Annotated in this window: 15 protein-coding genes; 4 read left to right on the top strand and 11 right to left on the bottom strand. The window is 61.3% G+C overall.

Features of this window, described 5'->3' with window-relative positions:
- The first annotated feature begins 216 nt into the window (after positions 1-216).
- Positions 217-1401 (top strand): metallophosphoesterase, encoded by a 1185-nt coding sequence (locus tag FGL65_RS07715; protein WP_147820645.1) that lies wholly within the window; start codon positions 217-219, stop codon positions 1399-1401.
- A gap of 70 nt (positions 1402-1471) precedes the next feature.
- Here the strand turns inward: FGL65_RS07715 and FGL65_RS07710 are convergent, their stop codons facing one another.
- The gene (locus FGL65_RS07710; RefSeq protein ID WP_147820644.1) at positions 1472-2635 is read right to left on the bottom strand and encodes a DUF819 family protein; all 1164 of its coding nucleotides are present in this window, start codon (positions 2633-2635) and stop codon (positions 1472-1474) included.
- Positions 2636-3004: 369 nt separating this feature from the next.
- Between FGL65_RS07710 and FGL65_RS07705 the strand changes: the two genes are divergently transcribed.
- Complete coding sequence (locus tag FGL65_RS07705; RefSeq protein WP_147820643.1) at positions 3005-4117, top strand: M20/M25/M40 family metallo-hydrolase; 1113 nt, start codon at positions 3005-3007, stop codon at positions 4115-4117.
- A 69-nt stretch (positions 4118-4186) separates the two neighbouring features.
- On the opposite strand, the gene FGL65_RS07700 is transcribed toward FGL65_RS07705, so the two are convergent.
- The 3 genes from FGL65_RS07700 to FGL65_RS07690 all read right to left on the bottom strand — a co-directional run bounded on the left by FGL65_RS07700 (position 4187) and on the right by FGL65_RS07690 (position 9636).
- On the bottom strand, positions 4187-7513 hold the full coding sequence (locus FGL65_RS07700; RefSeq protein WP_147820642.1) for a S8 family peptidase: 3327 nt from the start codon (positions 7511-7513) through the stop codon (positions 4187-4189).
- A gap of 9 nt (positions 7514-7522) precedes the next feature.
- Positions 7523-8068, bottom strand: coding sequence for a hypothetical protein (locus FGL65_RS07695; protein ID WP_147820641.1), 546 nt, complete (start codon positions 8066-8068; stop codon positions 7523-7525).
- 107 nt (positions 8069-8175) lie between these two features.
- On the bottom strand, positions 8176-9636 hold the full coding sequence (locus tag FGL65_RS07690; RefSeq protein WP_147820640.1) for a sensor domain-containing diguanylate cyclase: 1461 nt from the start codon (positions 9634-9636) through the stop codon (positions 8176-8178).
- Between the two features lie 150 nt (positions 9637-9786).
- Between FGL65_RS07690 and FGL65_RS07685 the strand changes: the two genes are divergently transcribed.
- A complete protein-coding gene (locus FGL65_RS07685) occupies positions 9787-10722 on the top strand; it encodes a hypothetical protein (protein ID WP_147820639.1) in 936 nt (311 codons plus the stop codon).
- Positions 10723-10807: 85 nt separating this feature from the next.
- Here the strand turns inward: FGL65_RS07685 and FGL65_RS07680 are convergent, their stop codons facing one another.
- From FGL65_RS07680 to FGL65_RS07670, 3 genes are all read right to left on the bottom strand, one after another.
- Positions 10808-12532, bottom strand: coding sequence for a GGDEF domain-containing protein (locus tag FGL65_RS07680; protein ID WP_348981338.1), 1725 nt, complete (start codon positions 12530-12532; stop codon positions 10808-10810).
- A gap of 228 nt (positions 12533-12760) precedes the next feature.
- Positions 12761-14074 carry a TolC family outer membrane protein gene (locus FGL65_RS07675; RefSeq protein ID WP_147820637.1) on the bottom strand — a complete coding sequence of 438 codons (1314 nt, stop codon included), beginning with the start codon at positions 14072-14074 and terminating at the stop codon, positions 12761-12763.
- A gap of 124 nt (positions 14075-14198) precedes the next feature.
- Positions 14199-20618 carry a cadherin-like domain-containing protein gene (locus FGL65_RS07670; protein ID WP_187170584.1) on the bottom strand — a complete coding sequence of 2140 codons (6420 nt, stop codon included), beginning with the start codon at positions 20616-20618 and terminating at the stop codon, positions 14199-14201.
- Between the two features lie 21 nt (positions 20619-20639).
- Between FGL65_RS07670 and FGL65_RS18210 the strand changes: the two genes are divergently transcribed.
- Complete coding sequence (locus tag FGL65_RS18210) at positions 20640-21083, top strand: hypothetical protein (RefSeq protein ID WP_187170583.1); 444 nt, start codon at positions 20640-20642, stop codon at positions 21081-21083.
- Between the two features lie 819 nt (positions 21084-21902).
- On the opposite strand, the gene FGL65_RS07665 is transcribed toward FGL65_RS18210, so the two are convergent.
- The 4 genes from FGL65_RS07665 to FGL65_RS07650 are packed head-to-tail and all read right to left on the bottom strand — an operon-like array spanning position 21903 to position 23979.
- Positions 21903-22478 (bottom strand): flavodoxin family protein, encoded by a 576-nt coding sequence (locus FGL65_RS07665; protein ID WP_147820635.1) that lies wholly within the window; start codon positions 22476-22478, stop codon positions 21903-21905.
- Between the two features lie 24 nt (positions 22479-22502).
- Positions 22503-23162, bottom strand: coding sequence for a flavodoxin family protein (locus FGL65_RS07660; RefSeq protein ID WP_147820634.1), 660 nt, complete (start codon positions 23160-23162; stop codon positions 22503-22505).
- 9 nt (positions 23163-23171) lie between these two features.
- Entirely contained in the window at positions 23172-23456 is a 285-nt protein-coding gene (locus tag FGL65_RS07655; RefSeq protein WP_187170582.1) for a putative quinol monooxygenase, read from the bottom strand.
- A 13-nt stretch (positions 23457-23469) separates the two neighbouring features.
- Entirely contained in the window at positions 23470-23979 is a 510-nt protein-coding gene (locus FGL65_RS07650; protein ID WP_147820632.1) for a nitroreductase family protein, read from the bottom strand.
- Positions 23980-24134 lie beyond the last annotated feature (155 nt).

The following is a 24134-nucleotide window of genomic DNA, read 5'->3' as shown; positions in this document are numbered from 1 at the left end:
GCGCGAAAAAACACCATATCGGCAGGCCGCATTTCAATGCTTTACCCAAAAATAAAATTTTTACTATTTCAAATAGTTAAGAAAAAGACATACGATTCCCGAGCGTTACAAATTCCTCCTTTCGCGGCGCGAAACAAGGCGTGTAATCCAACCCTGTTGCATCATTGGTCATTTTAGTTCACAATACTGTAAAACCGAATATGGAGCGTCACGGATATGTGGCTACTGATCGTCCTGTCAGTCTCAGCATGCATCATCGGCTATCTCGGATGGCGGATCATCTCGCCCCTGCCCCTGAGCCCGAGAAAGCGTCTTTTGCTGTGGCTGCTGCTGGCGGCTGTCATCCTGGGCCAGCGCGTGACCTGGTTCATCCGGGCCAACGGCCACAACCCGGCCCTGCTGGACGCGGTGGACTGGGTCGGCTTCGTGACCCTGGGCTTCATCTCCTTTGTCATTGTCCTGTCCCTGGCCCGCGACGGCCTGCTCCTGCTGCGCTGGTTCCTGGGGCTCTTCCGCAGGGTGCGCCCGAACCAGCGCAAGATATTCTTCAAGGGGCCGGACCCTTCGCGCCGCCGATTCCTGGTCAATGTTTCCAACGCCGTGATCCTCACGGCCGCAGTGCCGCTCACGGCCTATTCCATTCACGAGGCCCGGCGCATGCCCGACATCGTGCGGGTGGACATGGCGATCAAAAATCTGCCCGCGGACCTGGACGGCTTCACCATAGTCCAACTCTCGGACACCCATGTGGGCCCCACCATCAAGGGCGACTGGATCGCCCGCTGCGTGAAAATGGTCAACGACCTGAAGCCGGACATGATCGTGCACACCGGCGACATGATCGACGGCCACGCCCTGTGGCTGCACCCGGACGTGAAGCCCTTTGAGGACCTGCGCGCGCCCTACGGCAAATACTTCGTCACCGGCAACCACGAGTACTACTCGGGAGTGGATTCCTGGCTCGAGACCATTGCGGGAATCGGCATGAAGCCGCTGGTCAACGAACACGTGCTGGTGCAAAAGGGGGATGGCAGAATCCTGCTGGCCGGGGTGCCGGACTTCAAGGCCTATCGCATGAAGCCCTCTCATGTTTCCAGCCCGGCCAAGGCCAGGGAGGGCGCGCCCGAGCACGATGTCTCCATCCTGCTGGCCCACCAGCCCAAGTCGGTCTTTCAGGCCAGCAAGGCGGGCTACGACATCCAGCTTTCCGGCCACACCCACGGGGGCCAGTTCTTCCCCTGGACCGAGGTCATCCGCTGCTTCCAGCCCTATGTGAGGGGCCTGCACGACGTGGACGGCACCAAGCTCTACGTGAACAAGGGCACGGGCTACTGGGGCCCGCCCCTGCGGTTGGGCGCACCGCCCGAGATCACCCTCATCACCCTCAGACGCGAAAAGTAAAGGCCGGTCCCCACGGGAACCGGCCTTGTCTTTACGTTGATGAAGCGGCTTGCCGTTCTTCGGCGGCCCGCTAGATCATGGAGCAGAGCTGGGCCGCACCGAATGCCAGGTAGGTGCCCACGGCATAGCCGATGAGCGCCATGAGCACGGCCAGGGGCACCAGGCGTTCGTCGTGGAACGCGGCCACCACCGGTGCGGAGGCTGCGCCGCCGATATTGGCCGCCGAGCAGATGGCCGCGCTGGAAACGTCCAGCTTGAAGATGCGCGCACCCAGCAGGCAAAAAGCGCCGTGAATGACGATCCACAGGAAGGCGGCCAGGATGAACCAGGGAGCCTGGGCCAGGCCTTCCAGGGAACTGGTCGCGCCCATACGGGCCACGAACAGATAGACCAGGGCCATGGAGATGGGCTGGGAGCCCGGGATCGTGCGGGCCGGAGTCTGGGAAAGCAGCAGCGCGAAGGTGGAAACCAGGAGCACGGTCCAGGTGGAGGTGTTGAACACGGGCTCCAGCTGCGGCATGTACGGGGCCACCACCTTGGCGGCGGTCATGACCAGCAGGCCCAGGAACACGAGATAGAGCACGTGGTGCATGGCCACTTCCTTGCTCTTGTTGCCCAGGCTTTCGGCCAGTTCCTTCATGCGCTCGAAGTGCTCTTCCGTGACTCCGGTGAACTTGTTAAACCACTTTCCCCAGTTGCGCGAGGTCAGCAGCAGCGGCAGCCAGACCACGTAGATGACGTTGTCCGCCAGCACGGCCAGGCCCATATCGGCCTTGGAAATGTCCACGGCCCCGGCCACGGCGGCCATGTTGCCCGTGCCGCCGATCCAGGAACCGGCCAGGGTGCCGAAGGCCTTCCAGATCTCGGGGCCCATCAGGCCCTTGAACAGGCTGTAGCTGACCACGGCCCCCACGACCACGCCCACGCTGCCGAAGAGCATGACCGCCACCACGCGGCCCATGGAGGAAAACGCGGCGCGCACGTTCACGTCCAAAAGCATGATGGTCAGGAACATGGGAATGAGGTAGACCTTCATGGTGCCGTAGACCGGGTTGGAATGCGGGATGACTCCGGCGTTGGAAAGCAGCATGGGAGTGAGATAAATCCACAGGAGCGGCGGCAGGTAGTCGAAAATTTTCCAGCAGGTCCTGCGGGCCAGGAAAAAGAAAAAGGCGCAGACGCCCGCAAGAACCGTGAACACGCCGTAATCGGAAGTGATCAGGATATCGTTCATGTGTTATTACCCCCTCGTTTTGGGTTGAACAGGACCCGCCCCCGGGGTTCGAAGACGGGCGGAAAACGTACGGACGACCACGGGATATGGCGCGTGCTTGAGCACACGAACCAATACCGGTACTATGGCGGGTCGACCGTTATGGGCTTGAATATGGGACACCACGAACGCGGCGAGGAGCAGGAAGGGATCGATGTTCGATCAGCAAAAAACAAGACGTTTTTTTGCTTTTTCGCCACTATTCGTTGAAAAAAATGCGATTTTGGTGCATTTATACGTCTTCCGGCGGAGTTATTAGAGGGCAATGACAGAAAAGTCAATACCCTATAAAAAAACAGACCTGAAATCGTCACAGCTAGCGGAGGTTACATGCTGGATAAAGAAAGGCTCCTGAAAAACTTTCTCGACATGGTGCGCATCGACAGTCCGTCCTTCAAGGAAGCGGCCATGGCCGACTACCTGACGAATTTCGCCACCGAGCGCCGCTGGCTGGCGCGGGTGGACAACGCGGGCAAGCTCTGCAACGGCGAAACCGGCAACGTGATCGTGCGCATCCAGGGCACGGGACCGGGCGAAGCCATCGCCTTTTCCGCGCACATGGACTGTGTGCCCCCCTGCCTGGGCGTCAAGCCCGTGGTCAATGGCGACATAGTCTCCTCGGAAGGGGAAACCGTGCTCGGCGGCGACGACAAGGCGGGCATCGCGGCCATCCTGGAAGCGGCCATGCACCTGGAGGAGGAGAAGATCCCCCACCCGGACCTGTACCTGCTGTTCACCATTGCCGAGGAATCCGGCATGCACGGCGCAAAGAACATGGCCTCGGCCGACCTGCCGGTCACCGAGGTGGTGGTCAGCGACTCGGGCGGCCCCATCGGCGCCACCGTGGTCAAGGCCCCGGCCAAGGCGGGCATCACCATCACCTTCCACGGCAAGCCCGCCCACGCGGGCATGGAGCCGGAAAAAGGCGTTTCCGCCATCCAGCTGGCCGCCGACGCCATCCGGCGCATGACCCTGCTGCGCATCGACGAGGAAACCACGGCCAACCTGGGCCACATAGAGGGCGGCACCGTGACCAACATCGTGGCCGAGACCTGCACGCTCACGGCCGAGGCGCGCTCCCTGGACGACGCCAAGCTCAAGAAGCAACTCGAGCACATGGAACAGTGCTGCGACGAAGCGGCTGCGGCCATTGGCGGAAGCATCGACTTCACGTATGAAATATCCTACCCGGCCCTGACCGTGCCCGAGGACAGCCCCCTGCTGGAAAAGACCAGCCAGTGCTGCGAAAAACTGGGCCTGGCCTTCGACGGGGTCCCCTGCGGCGGGGGCAGCGACGCCAACATCCTGTTCGGCAAGGGCTACTCCGTGATCAACATCAGCAACGGCATGAAGGACGTCCACACCACCAAGGAGTCCATCTCCATGAAGGACGTCCACGATGCGGCCCGGCTCATGGCCGAAATGATGAAGAGCCCGGAATAGCCCCTCCCCATGACACGACAAAGGCCCCGGCCCGGTTCATCCGGGCCGGGGCCTTTTCATTGCGTCCGGCTAGTAGAGCACCTGGCCGTCCTTGTCGAAGCCCATCGCCACCGAGCGGACGCTGCCGTCCTTTCCCCGGGCCGTGAGCCGGAAGGTCCAGCGTTGCTTGCCGATCATGTTTCCTGGAATGCGGCAGAGCAACCCGTTGTCCACTTCCCGGCCCGAAGAGCTGTAGACCGTCTTGTAGTCGCCCTCGTCCGGGTTCTGTTCGCTGGCCACGGCAACCGTGAAGTCCTTCACCGGCCCGCTGACCACGCCGTAGAGGTCCACCCAGTCGATGGTCCGCCTGGTGCGGCCGACGATCAGGTCGGTGATGCGCACGCCCATGGCCTGCGTCCCGTCGGCCTGCATGGCCGCACGCGCGTCCAGCATGCCGGCGCCCGTGCGCACGTCCCAGCCCGCCTCGTTCAGGTCGCGGGCCGTGGCCATGAGCAGGTTGGCCATCTGTCGGTTGGTCAATGCGGGCTGCGCGGCCCACTTGAGCGAGGCCACCGCCGCCACCATGGGGGCCGAGAACGAGGTCCCATTCAGGGTGTGGTACTCGGTGTCGCCCATGGGCATGATCCGGCCGTCATGCTTGCCGGTGCTGGAGGACAGGGAATAGATGCCCTCGCCCGGAGCGGCCAGGACCACGGTGCGACCCAGGTTGGAGGTGCCCCGGCGCTTGTCGTCAAAGTCCGTGGCCGCCACGCACAGGGCGCGCGGCACGCCGGGTGGGCCGTATTCCGAGATGCGCCCGGCCTGGTTGCCCGCGGCGACCACCACCAGGCATCCCATGCTCCAGGCGTAGTTGATGCCGATCTGCTCCAGCCTGGAGACCTTGTTCCGGCCCAGGCTGATGTTGATGACCCGGGCTCCGTTGTCCACGGCGTAGCGGACCGCGCGGTAAACGTTCAGGCTCTTGGCCAGACCGTCGCGGCCCGTGACCTTGAGGGTCATGATCTGCGCGCCCGGGTTGATGCCGGCCATGCCCCGGCCGTTGTTGGTGGCCGCTGCGATGATGCCGGTAACGAACGACCCGTGGCCGTAGTCGTCCTGGACATTCGGGGTTTCGTTGAGGAAGTTCCAGCCGTTGACGTCATCCACATAGCCGTTGTTGTCGTCGTCGATGCCGTTGCCGGGGATCTCGTCCTCGTTGGTCCACAGGTACCTGGGCCGGTCCGGATGCTTCAGGTCCAGGCCGGAGTCGATAACCGCCACCACGGTGTTGGGTTTTGCGCCGTCAAAGACGTCCCAGGCCGAGCCCTGGCCCATGGGCCGCATGCCGATGACCGGCATATACCACTGCCAGGTCGCTTCCTTTTCCGTGGAGCTCTGTCCGCCCACGCCGAAAAGTCCCATGGTGAAACTCAGGCCCTGCTTGAGCATGGATCCTGCCGAGCTGTCCTCCTTGCGCGGGGCAAAGAGCGGGTCGTCGGGAACCACGGCGGTCTGCACATCCCGGTTCAGATTCTGCTCCATGAACACGGACTGGACGTGCGGGCTGACCTTGAACGAAGCATCGCCCTTTTCCACTCCGGTGAAATCCCGGACCTTGGTGCCGAAGAAACTGTTGTCCCAAAGCGAACCGCTCATGAACTTCTCGGCGCGGCGACGCTCGATCATCTTGTCGATCCAGGCGGCCTCCCCCGGGGTGTAATTGAAACCGTCCATGCCGACAAAGCGGTGCTGGCCGAACGTGAAGTTGGAGAACCCGCCCAGCTTGGGATGCTCCTCGACGACCTTGGGGTCGACCTTGGCCCTGGAGATGGCGGGGCCGAAGCCGAAGTCGAGCTGGACCTGCAGGTTGATGAATTCACCGGGCTGCTTGTCTTCCAGGAGCGACGTGGAGAAGCCGCTGTCCTTGAAGGACACCTTCTGCATGTCGCGGTAGGCCATGAGCGCGAAGGGCATGTGCGGCATGAGCAGGATGCCCCGCAGGTCCGGCTCCTTGTAGTTGCCGGAAGCCAGGAGGTGGGCCTCCTCCTTGGTGCCGCCCGCCCAGCCGATGGCGAACGCGCCCATGCGCAGGGCTTCGGTTTCCCCGCCGCCCGCGGCGCGCACGGCCTCGGCCACGGCAATGCCGAAATCGATGCCCATGAGGTCGTCGCCGTAATAATCCCAGTCATCCAGGAGCAGCATGGTTTCCCAACCGGCCAGGTACCAGGGCTGGAAACCGCCGAACAATCCCATGCCGGTGGAGGATGTGCCCGCAAAGGAACGGCCGATGCTGCGCCCGATGTCGGCCATCTTGGCCCCGCCGTCGAGCATGACGAACACCTGCTTTGTCAGCGCGGGCATACCGGCATACCGGGACGTTGCCGGGGTTATGGAAAACGGATCCGTCAGCCCCCAGGACAGGGATCCCCCCATCTTGATCTGGGGCTCGTAGGGCGGGGTCCATGGCTCTTCCTTCGCGCCGCCGAGCACTGCGGGGTCCAGCTTGACCGTGTACTTCCACTGATCGGGTTTCACGCCGGACACGGGTTCGGGAACCACGTCGAATTTGTACGTCAGCAGCCCGTAGGAGTCGGTCACGAACAGGCCGGAGTTCCATTTCTTGTCATAAAGGATCAGGGGGTCGATGCTGAACCCCTTTCCCAGGTCAAGCTTGACCTTGGCCGAAGCCGCCTCGCGGCATTCCGAAACCTGCTGCCCGGCGATTTCAATGTCATGTCCGGATGCGCCGGACTTGCGCAGATGTTCCAGCTTGGAGTCCGCGCCGTCGCACACGGCGCTGCGGTCGCCCGTCCCGATGGGCGGATACAGGGTGCCCGGGAAACGGATGATGCCGCCATCCCCGTCGTAATAGGCCACGCTGGTCACCAGCGACGCCCCCTTTGGCCTGGTGCAGACCGTAATCTTTTCGGGCTTGCCCGGGACGAATGTGCCCCCTTCCCTGGTCACCGGCACATCGGTGATCACGAAACCGCTATAGGCATCGTTGCTTCCCGCCAGAGGACCGGCCGGGTCCACGGAGCAGTTGACCGTGAGATTCAGGTGGCCTTCCGCCTTGTTGGGATAGCCGTAGATCCACTGGTATTTGTACGTGATGTAGTAGCCGTCGCTTCGGGTGCTCCAGGCGAGTCCGTGCACCCCCACCTCCTGCCCCTGCAGGGCCTCGGCGGCCGTGCCCATGTACTTGTTGGCCAGGCCGAGAATCTGGTCGGCGCCGGCCTGTTCCAGGGTTGTTCCGGCAATGGTGGTCAGGCACCCGGTGCTGCCCAGAACCAGGCCGAGGAACTGCTCGCCCGAGGGTTCCTGCGCCTCGAAGGGATACGAGTCCACGGGAGTGAGCGCCGCGGCCAGGGCCAGGGCCAATGCCAGGGAAACGAAATAGCGTTTGATATTGTTCATGTTCCCCCCCTACTCTTCCAGCCTGCCGTTGACGCGCATGACCTCCAGGGCCATGCGATTCTGTATGGCGCAGCGCTCCATGGCCCGCTGCAACAGAAACTCCAGGCGGTCGGGTTCCTTGCGAACCTCCTCCAGCAGCAAACCGCCCACCAGGGCCCCGGCCGAGTCGTAGACCACGATGTAGGGCTTCTTGGCCGAGGTGCTCTTGGCAATGATGGGGCCGGTGAGCCCGAGGCGCTCGCCGGGCAGTTCGCGCGCGCCCTCGTAGGGGTCGGCAGGTCTCAAACCTTCCGGAACCGTGCTCCAGTCCACGCAGTCTTCCAGGGAGTCCATGTCCACCCGCAGCGGAAGCACGGCCCCGCTTCCCGTGACCTGTGCGGAGGCCACCGGCGCGGGAGCCTCCGGAACAGGGGCTTTCTCTTGCTTGGGCGCGGGGGCTGGTGCGGGTGCGGGAATGGTTGTCTTGGTCGCTGACTTCTGCGCCTGGCATCCGGCCAGCAGCAGGGCCAAGCCCAGCGCCAGCCCGCCAAGGGCCCTGATAATCGCACGTCTCATGGCGTCCTCCATGGTTTTCTCCGAGTATCTTCTGCATAGCAAAGAATCGAGGCCGCAACCATGGAAGCGGGCCGCAAAAGCAGGGAAAGGGAAAGATTATAACGGGATCAGGATTCGGTCGAAGGCAGGGGGCAATCCCCGGAATGGCAGACCAGCCGGTTGCGTCCGGCATGTTTGGCCTCGTACAGGGCCTTGTCCGCAGCCTCCAGGAGATCGTCCGGCCGAGACATGGCATCGTCCCAGATGGCGCAGCCGATGCTGATGGTGAAGCCTATGCTGCCCGCCTCGAGAAGCGGGCCCAGGTCCGCCACGGCCTCGCGGATGCGTTCGCCCACGCGGACGGCCGAATCCATTCCCGCGCCGGGCAGCAGCACCACGAACTCCTCGCCGCCGATGCGGGCCAGCACGTCGCCGCCGCGCAGGCATTGCTCGGAGATGCGCACGAACTTCTTGAGCACCATGTCGCCCACCGGGTGGCCCCAGGTATCGTTGATCTCCTTGAAGCGGTCGAAATCAACGGCAAGGAGCGCAAGATCCATGGCCTCGCTGCGGGCGCGGTCCACGTAAAAGGAAAGATTGCGCTCAAAGGTACGGCGGTTGGCGGCCCCGGTAAGCGGGTCCCGGCATGCCTGTTCCTGGAGCTTCATCTCCTTGACCTTGCGGCGGCGGATGTCCACCACGATTCCCGCGAACTGGCGCAGCTCCCCATGTTCGGTGCGTTCCAGGGAGCCGATGATCTCGGCCCAGGTCCAGCCTCCGCCGGGCCGGTAGAGCCGAACGTCGTGGCGAAAGGTCTTTTCGCCCGAGGCGATGTGCTCGTTGACCGCCCGGGTCAGGGCTCGCCGGTCCCGGGGATGCACCATGCGGAAGGCCTTGTTCATGGTCAGGTAGAGTTCCCTGCCTCCGGGCTCGCCGGACAGGTCGCCCGAAATCCAGAGCAGCATGCGCTTGAGGTCCAGCTCCCAGGCGAAGCAGTCCGTGAAGCGCTTGAGAATGTCGAACTGCTGCTGGCGGGCATGCAGCCGGGCGTGCAGGATGGAATTGGTCAGCAGGGAGCTGGCGGTCCGCAGCAGGGCCACCTCGCTTTCGCTCCAGCGGTATTCGCGCTCGCAGTCGTCCAGGCCCAGCACCCCCCACTGGCGACCGTCCACCATGAGGGGAATGGTCAGCATGGACCGGACGCCCTGCCCTTCCAGCAGCCGCCGGACCTTGCAGTCGGGCAGCTCCGAAACGATGATGGCGTGATGGCTGCCTGCCTTGCGGCTTTCGTGAATGGCCCAGTATTCGGGCTCCGAGCGTTCCGTGCGGAACATGCTCAGGCCGTCGTCGCCCAGCAGGGCATATTTTCTCTCGCCCACCCACTCGGCGATGTAGTCCTGGACAATATAATCCTCGCCCCGGTCAATGACCTGGAACAGAAACACCCGGCTGACCCCGGTGACGTTGCCGAGTTCGGCCAGGAGCGTTTCCATGCCGTCGGGCCAGCCCGCGCCGCAGGAAAGGGCTTCGGCCCCCCGCGCGATGGCGTTGAGAAGATTGGTTGTGTCTTGGACTACGATTCCGGTCATGCTGCTTCACTCTCCCACAAGTGGCGCGCGATTAAATCACAACACGGCACCGTATTCAACCGGCTTAGAGCAAATAAACCATTTGTCACAAATGAGAATGGCCCCGTGCCCTGAGTTTGCACGGGCGACAAAGGCTGGTATGCAGGGGGCATGAAAGCATACGATCATCCGCGCTTCCGCAAGGGACTCCTGAGCTTCCTTCTCCTGGCGCTGCTGGTTTCCGTGCAGCTGCGGGAACACACCGCCGCCACACTGGAGACGCCCGGGGAACCGACCTCGCTGGACCAGAGGGCCATGGAGCACCTGGACGGAACCTTCCAGCAGGCGCTCATCGCATTCGGCGCGGCCAAGGCCCTCAACGCCACCATCTCCCTCATCCAGGAGACCTCGGTGCAGGTCTCGCCCTTTGGCGTGGGCATCGACCTGGCCGTGGGCCAGGTGCTGGACCCGGTCAACGACATGGCCGAACGGGCCTCATGGATATTCCTGGCGTCCATGACTTCCGTGGGCATCCAGAAATTCATCCTCGCCCTGGTGCCGTGGGTTTCCCTGCAAGTGATCCTGAGCCTGGGACTCGCCGTTCTGGCCTTGGGCCTCTGGCGGCCGCATCTCGGCAGCTTCAACCTGCTGACCATGGGGGCCAAGCTGATCCTGGCCGCCCTGGTGCTGCGGCTGCTCATCCCCGTTTCCGTGCTGGCCTTCGAATTCATCGACGCCCGGTTCACGCCCGCGCAGTACGCCAGAAGCCTGGAGGACATCGAGGCCACCAAGGGCGAACTGGAATCCCTGCAGCAGGCCCTGACCATGCAGGGAACCCCGCCCGAAGACGCCAGCGCATGGGACCGGGCCATGGAGTGGAAGCGAACGATCAAGGAGGAATTCGGCAAGGCCGAGGAAAAGGCCGAGCAGACCATGGACCGCTTCATCAACCTGATCACCCTGTTCGTGATCCGCACCATCGTGCTGCCCCTGGCAACCCTGTGGATTTTGCTGGGCGCCCTGAAGTGGACCCTGGGGCGCAAGGAACCCTTCGGGTTCGAGCAGGCCCTGCTGAACACCCTGAACCCGCCATCGAAAGCGGCCTAGGAAATCAAGAAAATGGCGGCTGCGGGGAGGAACCCGGCAGCCGCCAAAATAGTACAGCCAACAAGCTGATCTCATTGCAATCCAGTCAGTTCTTGCGTTCGGCGGCGCGTTTCCCGTCGGCAGTTCCCAGGGCGCCCCGCCGGTCAAAGGAAACCGGCTGCCCCTGATAGGACTTGGCGAATTTCTTGACGTGGGCGGCCCTCTCTCCGATCTCCATGAGCGAGCAGGAGCCCCCGACCTGCACGGCCCCCATGGATATCGTCACCAGGGGATATTCCCGTTCGACGCCGTCCCGGCCCTTGGCCAGAGTCCAGCCCCGGCTCCGGTCCTCGTCGCTGTAGAACTCCTGCACGTCCCGCTGAAACCGGCGCTGGATTGCGGCGCACATGGGCTCCACGGTTTCATCGGCGGTGATGATCACAAAGTCGTCGCCGCCGATGTGGCAGACCTTTACATCAGGAGAGCCATGTTCGCTTGCGCAATGGACGAGTGTCTTTGCCGCCTGCTTTATCAGGCGGTCTCCGTTGATGAACCCGTAGGCATCATTGTAAACCTTGAAATTGTCCAGGTCGGCATAAATTATCGAGAATACGGGCTTTACCTTCATAAAGAAATTCAGTTCGTGTTCAAGGGCCTTGTTCCCGGGCAAACCGGTCAACGGATTGGTATCCCGGGCCGCCTCCACCTGGATACGGGCCCTGGCATTCATGAGGACATGCACGGGCACCGTCCCCAGAACCTCTTCCTCACGCACGACAATAATTTCCTCATAGAGCTTGGACGGCTCGCGCTCCATGGCCAACTGGGCCGCAAGCTCCACCGGTGTGGCGACGTCCACGATCAGCGGCATGTCGTCCATGACGGCCGAAATGCTCTGATGTTCGATGGAGCTGCTGTTCAGGCTCGCCAGTTTCCGGAAAAGCCTGTGCTCGGTGATCAGCCCCTTTGGTTTTCCCCGGTCGGCGACCACGATGCAGGAGACGTGCTGCTGCCGGAACAGGGCCTGGACGCCGCGCACCGTGGTCTGCGGAGAAACCACAAGAGACTGGATCGTAAGATATTCTATGGGAATGCGTCTTGATTCCGAGTTCTTGGGAGACGTCACGGGCAGGTCCAGGCCAATGTCGCTCTCCTTGAACGACTGGTCGGGATAATCCAGGTAGAGCCCCTGGCCATATTCCACGCCCACGTGCATGAGGCAAAGCAACTGCTCGCGCGTTTCGATGTTCTTGCAAATAAGCTTTGCGTTTATTTTCCTCACAAAAGCGGCAAAGGCTTCAACCAGGGCCCGTTTCACCTGGTCCTTGTGGACATTGCCCACCAAGGAGCTGCCCAGCTTGATATAGTCGGGCTGAAGCTCGGAGATGAGCCTGATGCGCCAATCCTCGATGCTGACATTGTCAATGGAAAGCAGAAAGCCTTCCTTTCGAAACGACGCCAGCTTGCGCTTGAACACGTCCAGGTTCTCGAACGAGGACTGGCTCGTGATCTCAAGGACCACATCGCCGGGTTCAAGGCCATGGCCCTTGACCATCTCGAGCCCGTGGCTTGCGGAAAAACGGAGGTCGAGCAATGCGTCGGGATGGACATTGATGAAAAGCTTCTGCCCTCCGCTCCTCGGGTTGAAATACTTGACGCTCGTCTTGAAGCAATGCGTTTCAAGTTCAAAAAGGCGTCCCAGGGCCGCCCCTATTTCGAACAGGCGCAACGGGGATTCCAGTTCTCCGTCCTGCGCCCCTCCGGAAGAGGCCTCCCAGCCGTGAATGGCGCCGCTTTGAAAATCGACGATGGACTGATAGTGGGCAATGATGCCCCCTCGTTCAGCACTTCATCGAACTGCCTGGATAATTCAGGGGAAATATTGGTTTTGGGGGTGACGTTATTTTTAGTAAACATGGGAATAACCTCATTGTAACTGCAACTTCGGATAAGTGCATGGGTGATTCTTGGCGGAAAGCGGAATGAAGTTATTTGTTACAGCAATGACGGCTGCCGGGAAATGCAGGAAGTATCCCGGCAGCCTTGGTTTGAATTTCGTTTACGATTTCGGCATATCGACAATTTCCAGGGTGCTGATGAGTTCGCCTTGAAGCGTCTTGAGTTTGTAGAGGCTGAAGGCCCTGTTGCTTTTGGCGGTTTCGAGCTGGCTCATGTTCGAAAAGACCTCGTTGATCGCGTCGAGGACATCAAGGAGGGAACGCTGCCCGACCCGGAACTGGATCAGATACATATCCCGGGATTGGATGCTGTACTGCAGCGCCTCTTCGTATTTCTCCACCTGTCCCTTGGCGGCCTCGTATTCGGCCCACCCCGAGGTGATCTGGCGTATGAGATCATCCGTTTCATTCATGAGTTCGGCTTCGGCCTGTTGCACCCGGGAGCCGGCCGACTTGATCTCATTGTAGTCCGAACCGCCGTTGAACAGGTTCCAGGAGAACTGCAGCATGGCGCGGTTGTCCTTCACATAGGTTTCAGCGCCATCCAGATCATTGGTGTAGCGGCTGCTGAGAACGACATCGACCTCCGGATACATGTCCGATTCAGTCACGTTCTTGTCCCTTTGCGAGGCGTTCCAATCCGCCTTTCGGACCTTGATTTTCGGGTTCTTCTCCAGGGCCACCGCGACGATCTTTTTCACGTCGTCGGGAAGAAGCGCCGGGGTATAGGCAACGGGTTCCAGATTCTGGGGCGTCGTCCCCGTGGCGCGGACATAGGCGGCCTCGGAGGATTCGAGCGCACTGGTATAGGAAATCACCGTGCTTTCGGCCCGGGCCAGCCGGCCCCGCGCCTGCATTTCATCCGCACGGTTACCGGCCCCTACATTGACGCGTTCGAGGATGTCATTCAGGACTTCCTTGTGCGACTGCACATTCTCCTCGGCCATCCGCTTCAGCTTGCGGTTGCGCAAGACATCGACATGGGCGCGGACCGCATCCAGAGCCACTGTTTCAATGTTGTCCTCCAAGCGGTGCTTGGCGGATTCGAAACGGTCTCCGGCCCCCTTGTAGGAGTTGTACCGGTCCATGCCGTCAAACACATTCACCGTCATGGAAAGCGTGCTGTCCGAGGCCGTATTGGTCTTGTCTTCCGTGCCGCTGTTGCGGGTGCCCGCGCTGTTGTAATTCTGGAAGCCGTATTTGGAGGAAAGATCCAGGGACGGGAAAAAGCGTCCGAGCGAGGCGGCAAGATTGCGCGACATGGCATCCCGGTTGTGCAGAAGCGCCTTGACCTGGGGGTGCTGCTTGACGGCAATGGCCGCACTTTCCTTCAGAGAGGTGGAGCCGGAATCGGCCCCGAAGGCCGGTCCCGCGCAAAGAAGGGACATCAGCATGGCGATAATAAGGTGTTTCATATCAGTTCCCATCAATATTGAGTTGTAACAACGGTTGAATTGCATCGGTTCCATTTTCAGACAGTAGTGTTCAGCGAGGGAATCCCGGAGTGGAAACCTTCTCTTTTCCCGTATTCATGATGATCTAGGGATGTCCTCCTCCGCTTCCAGAGTCGATGACGTATTGGATGATGTCATCCGCAGGGTTCGGGTCGTTGAGGTGGGATTCGAATGCGCTGAGATCAACGCGTTCCACACCGTGCAGGTTGACCACGATCTCGTTGCCGTGGCTGTCGCTGGCAATCAGCTCCGCGATGTCGGTCGACTGGTTGTAGTTGATCTGCTGGAGGTTGAGATCCTCGTGGAGTTTGATCACATCCTCGCCGATCATGTACTGGGCGCCGGAATCCATGCCCTCGCCCAGGGCGGAAGGGGCTATGTAGATCGTATCGGCTCCCTCGCCCGTATGCACGGAGTCCACGCCGTCACCCACCACGAAGGTGTCGTTTCCGGCCCCTCCGAACAGGACGTCGTCGCCGGAGCCCCCGTTGAGCAGGTCCACCCCGCTGTCACCGTAAATGGTGTCGTTGCCTTCCTGCCCGTAGATGATGTCGTTGCCCTCGCCGCCATGAATCAGGTCATGGCCGCCTTCCCTGCCGTGGCCGTCCAGGTCGAGCACTTCCCCGCCCAGTTCCTCGTGGTGGGTCCGGATGTATTCGACGGTCTCCTCGCGGGTCCAGCCGTGGTCGGACTCCAGCTTTTCAAAGACCTCCCACCCGGAGCCCTCGGGAAGATTGATTCCGTGGGCCAGGGCCAGGGCGCTGGTATCCATGGAATCACCGAAGATCACGTCGCTGCCGGCATTGCCGTCCACCACGTCCGAACCGGCATCCACCAGGTCCAGGGTGTCTTCAACGATGGCGGAAAGGGTCTGGTTCAGCTGCGAGCTGTTCTGCAGCATGATGGCGTCACCAGTGCTGTCCAGGGCATCCATGAGTTCGCCCTGGGTGTCGATCCTCACTCCGTCCACGTTGACATGGGCGCTATCCAGGGACTGCCATTCGTTCATGCCGATGGCCACGGTGCGCATGCTGTCCACCACATCGTGCAGTTCCTGGACGTCGTTCACGGAATCCCTTTCCGACCACCACCCGGTATTTTTCTTGCCGAAGAGGTTTTCCAGGGTGCTGTTGTCCACCTTGTAGCCAGGCCCGGCCACGGTATTGGATTCGCCCTGGTTGTAGAACGTGGGCTTGCCGTCGGAGATGAACAAGGCATGCGTCTTGTCCGCGTCCGGGGCCGAATTCATGATCCACGTCTTGGCGTCGAGAAGGGCGTCTTCATAGTTCGTGCCGCCACCGGCGGACATGTTGTTGATGAAAACCTTGGCGGCCCAGTTGCTGCCGCCCTGGGTCAGGGTGAACGTCTGCTGTCCGTCCACATTGTTGTCGAAGGTCATGAGCCGGAGGGTCACGGTGTTGCCCTTGGCGTTCACCTCGTTCTGCAGCGAATCGATCATACTGATCATGGCGCTCTTGAGATCGCTCAACCGGCCATAATCATTCATGGATCCCGAGGTGTCCATCATGACCACGTAGTTATAGTCCAGGGGCGTGGTATTGGTTCCGGCCTCGGAGCCGCCGAAATCGCCAGACAGGATGTCGTCGGCGGAGCCTCCTGAGATGGGATCGATGTCATCGCCGTTTTCACCGATGATGACACGGGTATCGTCATGGCCTTCGATGGTGATTTCCAAGGAAGCGGTATCCGTGCCGCCCTGGCCGTCCGAAACGGTGTAGGAGAAGGAGTCGGACAGGAATTCATTGTCGTCGAGTTGCTGCACCGCGTCGCTGTCGCTGTCCACATCGTACGAATAGGAGCCGTCCGCATGGATGGTCAGGGTTCCATGGTCTCCCTGAATCTGGGCGCTGCCCTGCACCTCGGTGCCGTCAACATCCGTCACGGTCAGGTTCACGGCATCGGCATCGGTGTCGTTGGCAAGCACATTGCCGGTGGCCGGGTCGGTGGCGTCCTCACTGATGGTATTGGCATCGTCGACGGCCACCGGGCCGTCGTTGGTGCCCGTCACCGTGATGGTCAGCGTGTTGGTGTCCGTGGTGCCGGCTTCGTCCGTGACCTGATAGGTGACGGTCACGTCCTCGGTCTGGCCCTCGGTCAGGTAGTCGTAGTCAGAGGCGTCGAAGGTGTACGAGCCGTCCGCGTTGAAGGTCAGGCCGGTGGGAGCGGTACCCGTGAGCGCGTAGACCAGGTCGGCGGCGGCGGTTTCGGCGTCCGTGGCCACCACGTTGCCGGAGATGAAATGGTCCTCCAGCACCGCGTTGGTGGCTGGCTGCGCCACCGGGCCGTCGTTGGTGCCGGTCACCGTGATGGTCAGCGTATTGGTGTCGGTCGCCCCGTCCTCGTCCGTGACCTGATAGGTGACGGTCACGTCCTCGGTCTGGCCCCCGGTCAGGTAGTCGTAGTCAGAGGCGTCGAACGTGTACGAGCCGTCCGCGTTGAAGGTCAGGCCGGTCGGGGCAGCACCGGTGAGAGCGTAAACCAGGTCGGCGGCGGCGGTCTCGGCGTCGGTCGCCACCACGTTGCCGGAGATGGAATGGTCTTCCAGCACCGCGTTGGTGGCAGGCTGGGCCACCGGGCCGTCGTTGGTGCCGGTCACCGTGATGGTCAGCGTGTTGGTGTCGGTGGCACCGTCCTCGTCCGTGACCTGATAGGTGACGGTCACGTCCTCGGTCTGGCCCTCGGTCAGGTAGTCGTAGTCAGAGGCGTCGAAGGTGTACGAGCCGTCCGCGTTGAAGGTCAGGCCGGTGGGTGCCGCGCCGGTCAGCGCATAGACCAGGTCGGCAGCGGCGGTCTCGGCGTCCGTGGCCACCACATTGCCGGAAATGGAATGGTCTTCCAGCACCGCGTTGGTGGCCGGCTGGGCGACAGGGCCGTCGTTGGTGCCGGTCACCGTAATGGTCAGGGTGTTGGTGTCGGTGGCGCCGTCCTCGTCCGTGACCTGGTAGGTGACGGTGACGTCCTCGGTCTGCCCCTCGGTCAGGTAGTCGTAGTCAGAGGCGTCGAACGTGTACGAGCCGTCCGCGTTGAAGGTCAGGCCGGTGGGGGCAGCGCCCGTGAGCGCATAGACCAGGTCGGCAGCGGCGGTCTCGGCGTCGGTCGCCACCACGTTGCCGGAAATGGAATGGTCTTCCAGCACCGCGTTGGTGGCCGGCTGCGCCACCGGGCCGTCGTTGGTGCCGGTGACCGTGATGGTCAGCGTGTTGGTGTCGGTCGCCCCTTCCTCGTCCGTGACCTGATAGGTGACGGTCACGTCCTCGGTCTGCCCCTCGGTCAGGTAGTCATAGTCAGAGGCGTCGAAGGTGTACGAGCCGTCCGCGTTGAAGATCAGGCCCGTGGGAGCGGTACCCGTGAGCGCATAGACCAGGTCGGCAGCGGCGGTCTCGGCGTCCGTGGCCACCACGTTGCCGGAGATGGAATGGTCCTCCAGCACCGCGTTGGTGGCCGGCTGCGCCACAGGGCCGTCGTTGGTGCCGGTCACCGTGATGGTCAGCGTGTTGGTGTCCGTGGCGCCGGCCTCGTCCGTGACCTGATAGGTGACGGTCACGTCCTCGGTCTGGCCCTCGGTCAGGTAGTCGTAGTCAGAGGCGTCGAAGGTGTACGAGCCGTCCGCATTAAAGGTCAGGCCGGTGGGTGCCGCGCCGGTGAGCGCATAGACCAGATCGGCGGCGGCGGTCTCGGCGTCGGTCGCCACCACGTTGCCGGAAATGGAATGGTCTTCCAGCACCGCGTTGGTGGCCGGCTGCGCCACCGGGCCGTCGTTGGTGCCGGTCACCGTGATGGTCAGCGTATTGGTGTCCGTGGCCCCATCCTCATCCGTGACCTGATAGGTGACGGTGACGTCCTCGGTCTGGCCCTCGATCAGGTAGTCGTAATCCGAGGCGTCGAACGTGTACGAGCCGTCCGCATTAAAGGTCAGGCCGGTGGGTGCCGCGCCCGTGAGCGCATAGACCAGGTCGGCGGCTGCGGTTTCGGCGTCCGTGGCCACCACGTTGCCGGAGATGGAATGGTCTTCCAGCACCGCGTTGGTGGCAGGCTGGGCCACCGGGCCGTCGTTGGTGCCGGTCACCGTGATGGTCAGCGTGTTGGTGTCGGTGGCACCGTCCTCGTCCGTGACCTGATAGGTGACGGTCACGTCCTCGGTCTGGCCCTCGGTCAGGTAGTCGTAGTCAGAGGCGTCGAACGTGTACGAGCCGTCCGCGTTGAAGGTCAGGCCGGTGGGTGCCGCGCCCGTGAGCGCATAAACCAGGTCGGCGGCTGCGGTCTCGGCGTCCGTGGCCACCACGTTGCCGGAGATGGAATGGTCTTCCAGCACCGCGTTGGTGGCCGGCTGGGCGACAGGGCCGTCGTTGGTGCCGGTCACCGTAATGGTCAGGGTGTTGGTGTCCGTGGCGCCGTCCTCGTCCGTGACCTGGTAGGTGACGGTCACGTCCTCGGTCTGCCCCTCGGTCAGGTAGTCGTAGTCAGAGGCGTCGAAGGTGTACGAGCCGTCCGCGTTGAAGGTCAGGCCCGTGGGAGCCGCGCCCGTGAGCGCATAGACCAGGTCGGCGGCGGCGGTCTCGGCGTCCGTGGCCACCACGTTGCCGGAAATGGAATGGTCCTCCAGCACCGCGTTGGTGGCGGGCTGGGCGACCGGGCCGTCGTTGGTGCCGGTCACCGTGATGGTCAGCGTATTGGTGTCGGTCGCGCCGTCCTCGTCCGTGACCTGATAGGTGACGGTCACGTCCTCGGTCTGCCCCTCGGTCAGGTAGTCGTAGTCAGAGGCGTCGAACGTGTACGAGCCGTCCGCATTAAAGGTCAGGCCGGTGGGGGCGGTACCCGTGAGCGCGTAGACCAGGTCGGCAGCGGCGGTTTCGGCGTCCGTGGCCACCACGTTGCCGGAGATGGAATGGTCTTCCAGCACCGCGTTGGTGGCTGGCTGCGCCACCGGGCCGTCGTTGGTGCCGGTGATCGTGATGGTCAGCGTATTGGTGTCCGTGGCGCCGGCTTCGTCCGTGACCTGATAGGTGACGGTGACGTCCTCGGTCTGCCCCTCGGTCAGGTAGTCGTAGTCAGAGGCGTCGAACGTGTACGAGCCGTCCGCGTTGAAGGTCAGGCCGGTCGGGGCAGCACCGGTGAGAGCGTAAACCAGGTCGGCGGCGGCGGTCTCGGCGTCGGTCGCCACCACGTTGCCGGAGATGGAATGGTCCTCCAGCACCGCGTTGGTGGCCGGCTGCGCCACAGGGCCGTCGTTGGTGCCGGTCACCGTGATGGTCAGCGTATTGGTGTCCGTGGCACCGGCCTCGTCCGTTACCTGATAGGTGACGGTCACGTCCTCGGTCTGGCCCTCGGTCAGGTAGTCGTAGTCAGAGGCGTCGAAGGTGTACGAGCCGTCCGCGTTGAAGGTCAGGCCCGTGGGGGCAGCGCCCGTGAGCGCATAGACCAGGTCGGCAGCCGCGGTCTCGGCGTCCGTGGCCACCACGTTGCCGGAGATGGAATGGTCCTCCAGCACCGCGTTGGTGGCCGGCTGCGCCACAGGGCCGTCGTTGGTGCCGGTCACCGTGATGGTCAGCGTATTGGTGTCCGTGGCACCGGCCTCGTCCGTTACCTGATAGGTGACGGTCACGTCCTCGGTCTGCCCCTCGGTCAGGTAGTCGTAGTCAGAGGCGTCGAACGTGTACGAGCCGTCCGCGTTGAAGGTCAGGCCGGTGGGGGCAGCGCCGGTCAGCGCATAGACCAGGTCGGCAGCGGCGGTCTCGGCGTCCGTGGCCACCACGTTGCCGGAAATGGAATGGTCCTCCAGCACCGCGTTGGTGCCGGGCTGCGCCACCGGGCCGTCGTTGGTGCCGGTCACCGTGATGGTCAGCGTATTGGTGTCCGTGGCACCGGCCTCGTCCGTTACCTGATAGGTGACGGTCACGTCCTCGGTCTGCCCCTCGGTCAGGTAGTCGTAGTCAGAGGCGTCGAACGTGTACGAGCCGTCCGCGTTGAAGGTCAGGCCGGTGGGAGCGGTACCCGTGAGCGCGTAGACCAGGTCGGCAGCGGCGGTTTCGGCGTCGGTCGCCACCACGTTTCCGGAGATGAAATGGTCCTCCAGCACCGCGTTGGTGGCGGGCTGCGCCACCGGGCCGTCGTTGGTGCCGGTGATCGTGATGGTCAGCGTATTGGTGTCGGTCGCGCCGGCCTCGTCCGTGACCTGATAGGTGACGGTGACGTCCTCGGTCTGCCCCTCGGTCAGGTAGTCGTAGTCAGAGGCGTCGAAGGTGTACGAGCCGTCCGCGTTGAAGGTCAGGCCGGTGGGTGCCGCGCCGGTCAGCGCATAGACCAGGTCGGCAGCGGCGGTCTCGGCGTCCGTGGCCACCACGTTGCCGGAGATGGAATGGTCCTCCAGCACCGCGTTGGTGGCGGGCTGCGCAACCGGAGGCGAATTGACATCATCGAGGTTCAGCAGATCGTCACCGATCGAGCTGTCATCGTCCGGAAATCCCTTCCCGCCGATTCCAGACAAAGGATCGGATTGTGCACCAAGATGGTCGAGCCCGTCATACAGAGAGCCCGGATCATCCCGATACTCGCCAGCGCCACTGCCTCCCGCGCTGTTCCCTGCTTCGGTTTCCATGTCTTCGGTTTTGTCTTCCCGCTTTTCAAAAGCGAAAAGATATGCATCGCCCGAAATGGTTTCCCCGGAAACCAACTCGAAGGCTGGGGCGGCTTCACTTTGAACCTGTGTATAATAATCGACAAAGACGATGACGCCCTGCCCATCTATTCCGATGATGAGATCATTTCCTTTGCTGGAAAAAACGGCGTTATCGGTATCGAATCCAAACGAGAAAAGCGCGTTTGGCGTTACGGTATATTGAACGGTTTCCCCTTGGGAGGGCAACGTAACCGGGACTTTAATCGTTTTATCACCGTTATTAGACACAACCCATTCCTTCTTGTTGAAATTGATTCGGGCACTAAAATTTGAGGGAGGGATATAGCACCCCGAACAGCAATTACAAGAAGATGCCTAATTACTTATATAACAGATGGTTAAACTGTTTAAAACTACGTTGGAAACTTATGTTTGATTTCAAACGCTCGATTGAAATTTAAAAATTTAGGTTGATGAGCAATTATGAGCAAATGTGATTTTTTTTTCACACAAGACTGTTGATAATGTTTTATCGCGACCTTTTATAAATTATTCCTCTCAAATCGATAAAATGATGAAAGTTCTGACTACCAAACGCCCCAGCAGCGTTCCGGGATATAGGCATTAAAAAATACGCTGAGCTATAGCGCTTCAAAACCCACACAAGTGCACTTGCACAAATGCAGACTTGCCAAAAATTACACAGAATATGCAGTGCGCTGTGAAATTCTTCACAAGACTCTATAAATAACGACTTGTTGGACCCAATATTTCGTCAATAACGGCAATTTTCTCCCCAAAAGGAGAAAGCCCTACTGGCTTTCAATAAAACGAACAATTTGTTCTATCACCAAATTATTCCTCACAAAAAGACACCCAGTCGCCAGGGCGAAGCCTTCGGGCAAAATTGAAGCGGCAAAAAACACGCTGAAGTGCAACTGCAAGTTTATGAGGTATGAACCCCATAAACGAAAGAGGAATGACTGCGGACGGGAATACATGTGATACTCGAAGGGAGAAAACGAACTGCCAACGAGAACATTGGACAAAACAATCCCCTGGCATGACTGAACATAATGCCAGGGGATTCCTTCTTGGGGTTGCGACGGAGCCTCCTGCAAAACAGCTCCTCGCGGGTTTCAATACATCCTATTAGACGTGAAGCTTCTTGAGCAGCCAGGCCATGTTCTCGCCCAGCTTGGCCATGGTGCCCATGCCCTCGTCGTCTCCCGTCACATCGCCCTTTTCCAGGCCGAAGCCCATGTTCCAGTAGTCGGAACCGGGCACGATCATTTCGCTGATGAAAAAGAAATGGTTCAGGGAGTTGAAGGTATGAATGGCCCCGCCCCGCCGGGCAACGGCCACCGCCGCCCCGACCTTGCGCCGGAACATGGTGTCGTTGGCGCGGGCCACGAAGGCGCAGCGGTCAATGAGCGCCTTCATCTCGGTGGTCACGTTGGCGAAGTACGTGGGCGAGCCCAGGATGATGCCGTCGGCCTCGACCATCTTTTCAATACAGTCATTGATGAAATCGTTGTTCACCGCGCAGCGCTGGTCCTTGTTCTGGAAACACTTATAGCAGGCGATGCAGCCGCGCAGTTTCTTGCCGGCCAACTCCACCAGTTCGGTTTCGATGCCCTCGGCCTCCAGCGGCGCAAGGGCGGCCTTGATCATTGCGGCGGTATTCCCGCCCTTGCGGGCGCTGCCGTTGAATGCGACTACCTTCATTGTATTCTCCTCGGTTTTCAAAAATTATTCCTGTTCCTGAAACGGTTCCGTCAGCCGAACGCCGAGCTCCCGGGCCCTGCCGCAATCCTGCCCGAAATGCTCCTCCCGGTACCGGGCCTTTTCCTCGGCCGGGGCGTAGGACTCATACTTGGCATAGTCGGTATACTGCGTGGTGTTCTTTGCCAGAACCAGCTCGCAGGAGCCGAAATGCCTGGCCAGGTTGAAGCGGGCGCGCTCAAAAAGGGCGGGATAGCCCATGGACTCGAGCCGCTCGTCCGGTATGTTCATGGTATAGATCAGGCCCGTGCGAATCTTCCGGGGAAAATGGGGGTTGGAGTAGTCCTCGTAGTTGAGATAGGGAAACTGCAACCGCTCCAGGAAGGCGCGCATGGCCGCAGACTCGGCCCCGTAATAGACCGGCGTGCCGAGCAGCAGAGCGTCGGCGCTGCGGACCTTCTCCAGAACGGGTTGCAGGTCGTCGCGCAGCGCGCAGACCCCGACCTCTTTCCGGCCCTTGCGCTTGCAGGCAAAGCAGCTGGCGCATCCCTTGAAGTCGAGCTGATACAAATTGAACAGTTCAGTCCCGGCCCCTGCCGAACGCGCCCCGTCCAGGGCGTGTTCAAGCATGGTGGCCGTATTCCATTTGCCCGTGCGGGGGCTTCCGTTGAATGCGAGAATCTTCACCGCGCGCTCCTAGAAGGGGTCCCAGAGGGTGACTTCAGGGGCTCCGACAAGGTATTCCGGCAATTCCCTGCCGAACTGTTCCAGGTGGTCGGATTTGCCATGCGCATCAAGCAGTTCCTGGGATTCCCACAATTCGAACAGCATGAACCTGCCGGGATCGTCCGGGGATACGTGCATGTCGTACCGGATGCAGCCCGGGTCCTTGCGGCTGCACTCCATGAGCCATGTCAGCCGTTCCCTGGCCTGTGCTTCCCTGCCCTTCCTGGCCGTGAAAAAAACGTGTACGCAAACCATGCTCATGCTCCTCCTACCATTCGTTGTAATGAATGCGTTCCTGCCTGTAGCGGCTCTCCGACTTCGGGGTCTGCGCAGGATGCCCCAGGACGATGAGACCGAGGGGAACGACGTTTTCCGGCAGCTTGAACAACTCCCGGAAACCGGCCACGCGGTCCTCCATGGGATAGATGCCGGTCCAGACCGTGCCGAGCCCCTTGCCGCAGGCGGCCAGCAGCATGTTCTGGATGGCCGCGGAACAATCCTGCACCCAGTAGCCGGCGTACTTTTCCAGGCTCAGGTCGCCGCAGACCAGGATGCTCACCGGCGCCTTGGGGGCCATCTGGGCGTACTGGTTGATCTTCGTGACGGCCTCCAGCTTTTCCCGGTCCGTGACCACCACAAACTGCCAGGGCTGGGCGTTGCCCGCACTGGGAGCCATCATGGTCGCCTCCAGTATGGCCTTCAGGTCCTCGTCGGAAACGGACTTGTCCTCGAATTTGCGAATGCTTCTGCGGTTGTGCAGGGCCTCAAAGATATCCATGGTATTCTCCTTGTCTGTTGAAGGATGACTTCTTTACTGTACCCGCCTTTTCGTCTATTGGTATCCCAAAATCAAGAACGCACTTGAAAGTACTATAGTATCCTTGAGGATACCTAGACGAAAACCACCCTAAACAGGGACACAAGGCAAGGAGC

The organism is Salidesulfovibrio onnuriiensis (assembly GCF_008001235.1).
Classification (GTDB): Bacteria; Desulfobacterota; Desulfovibrionia; order Desulfovibrionales; family Desulfovibrionaceae; genus Pseudodesulfovibrio; species Pseudodesulfovibrio onnuriiensis.
This window is presented reverse-complemented; position numbering and strand designations above follow the sequence as displayed.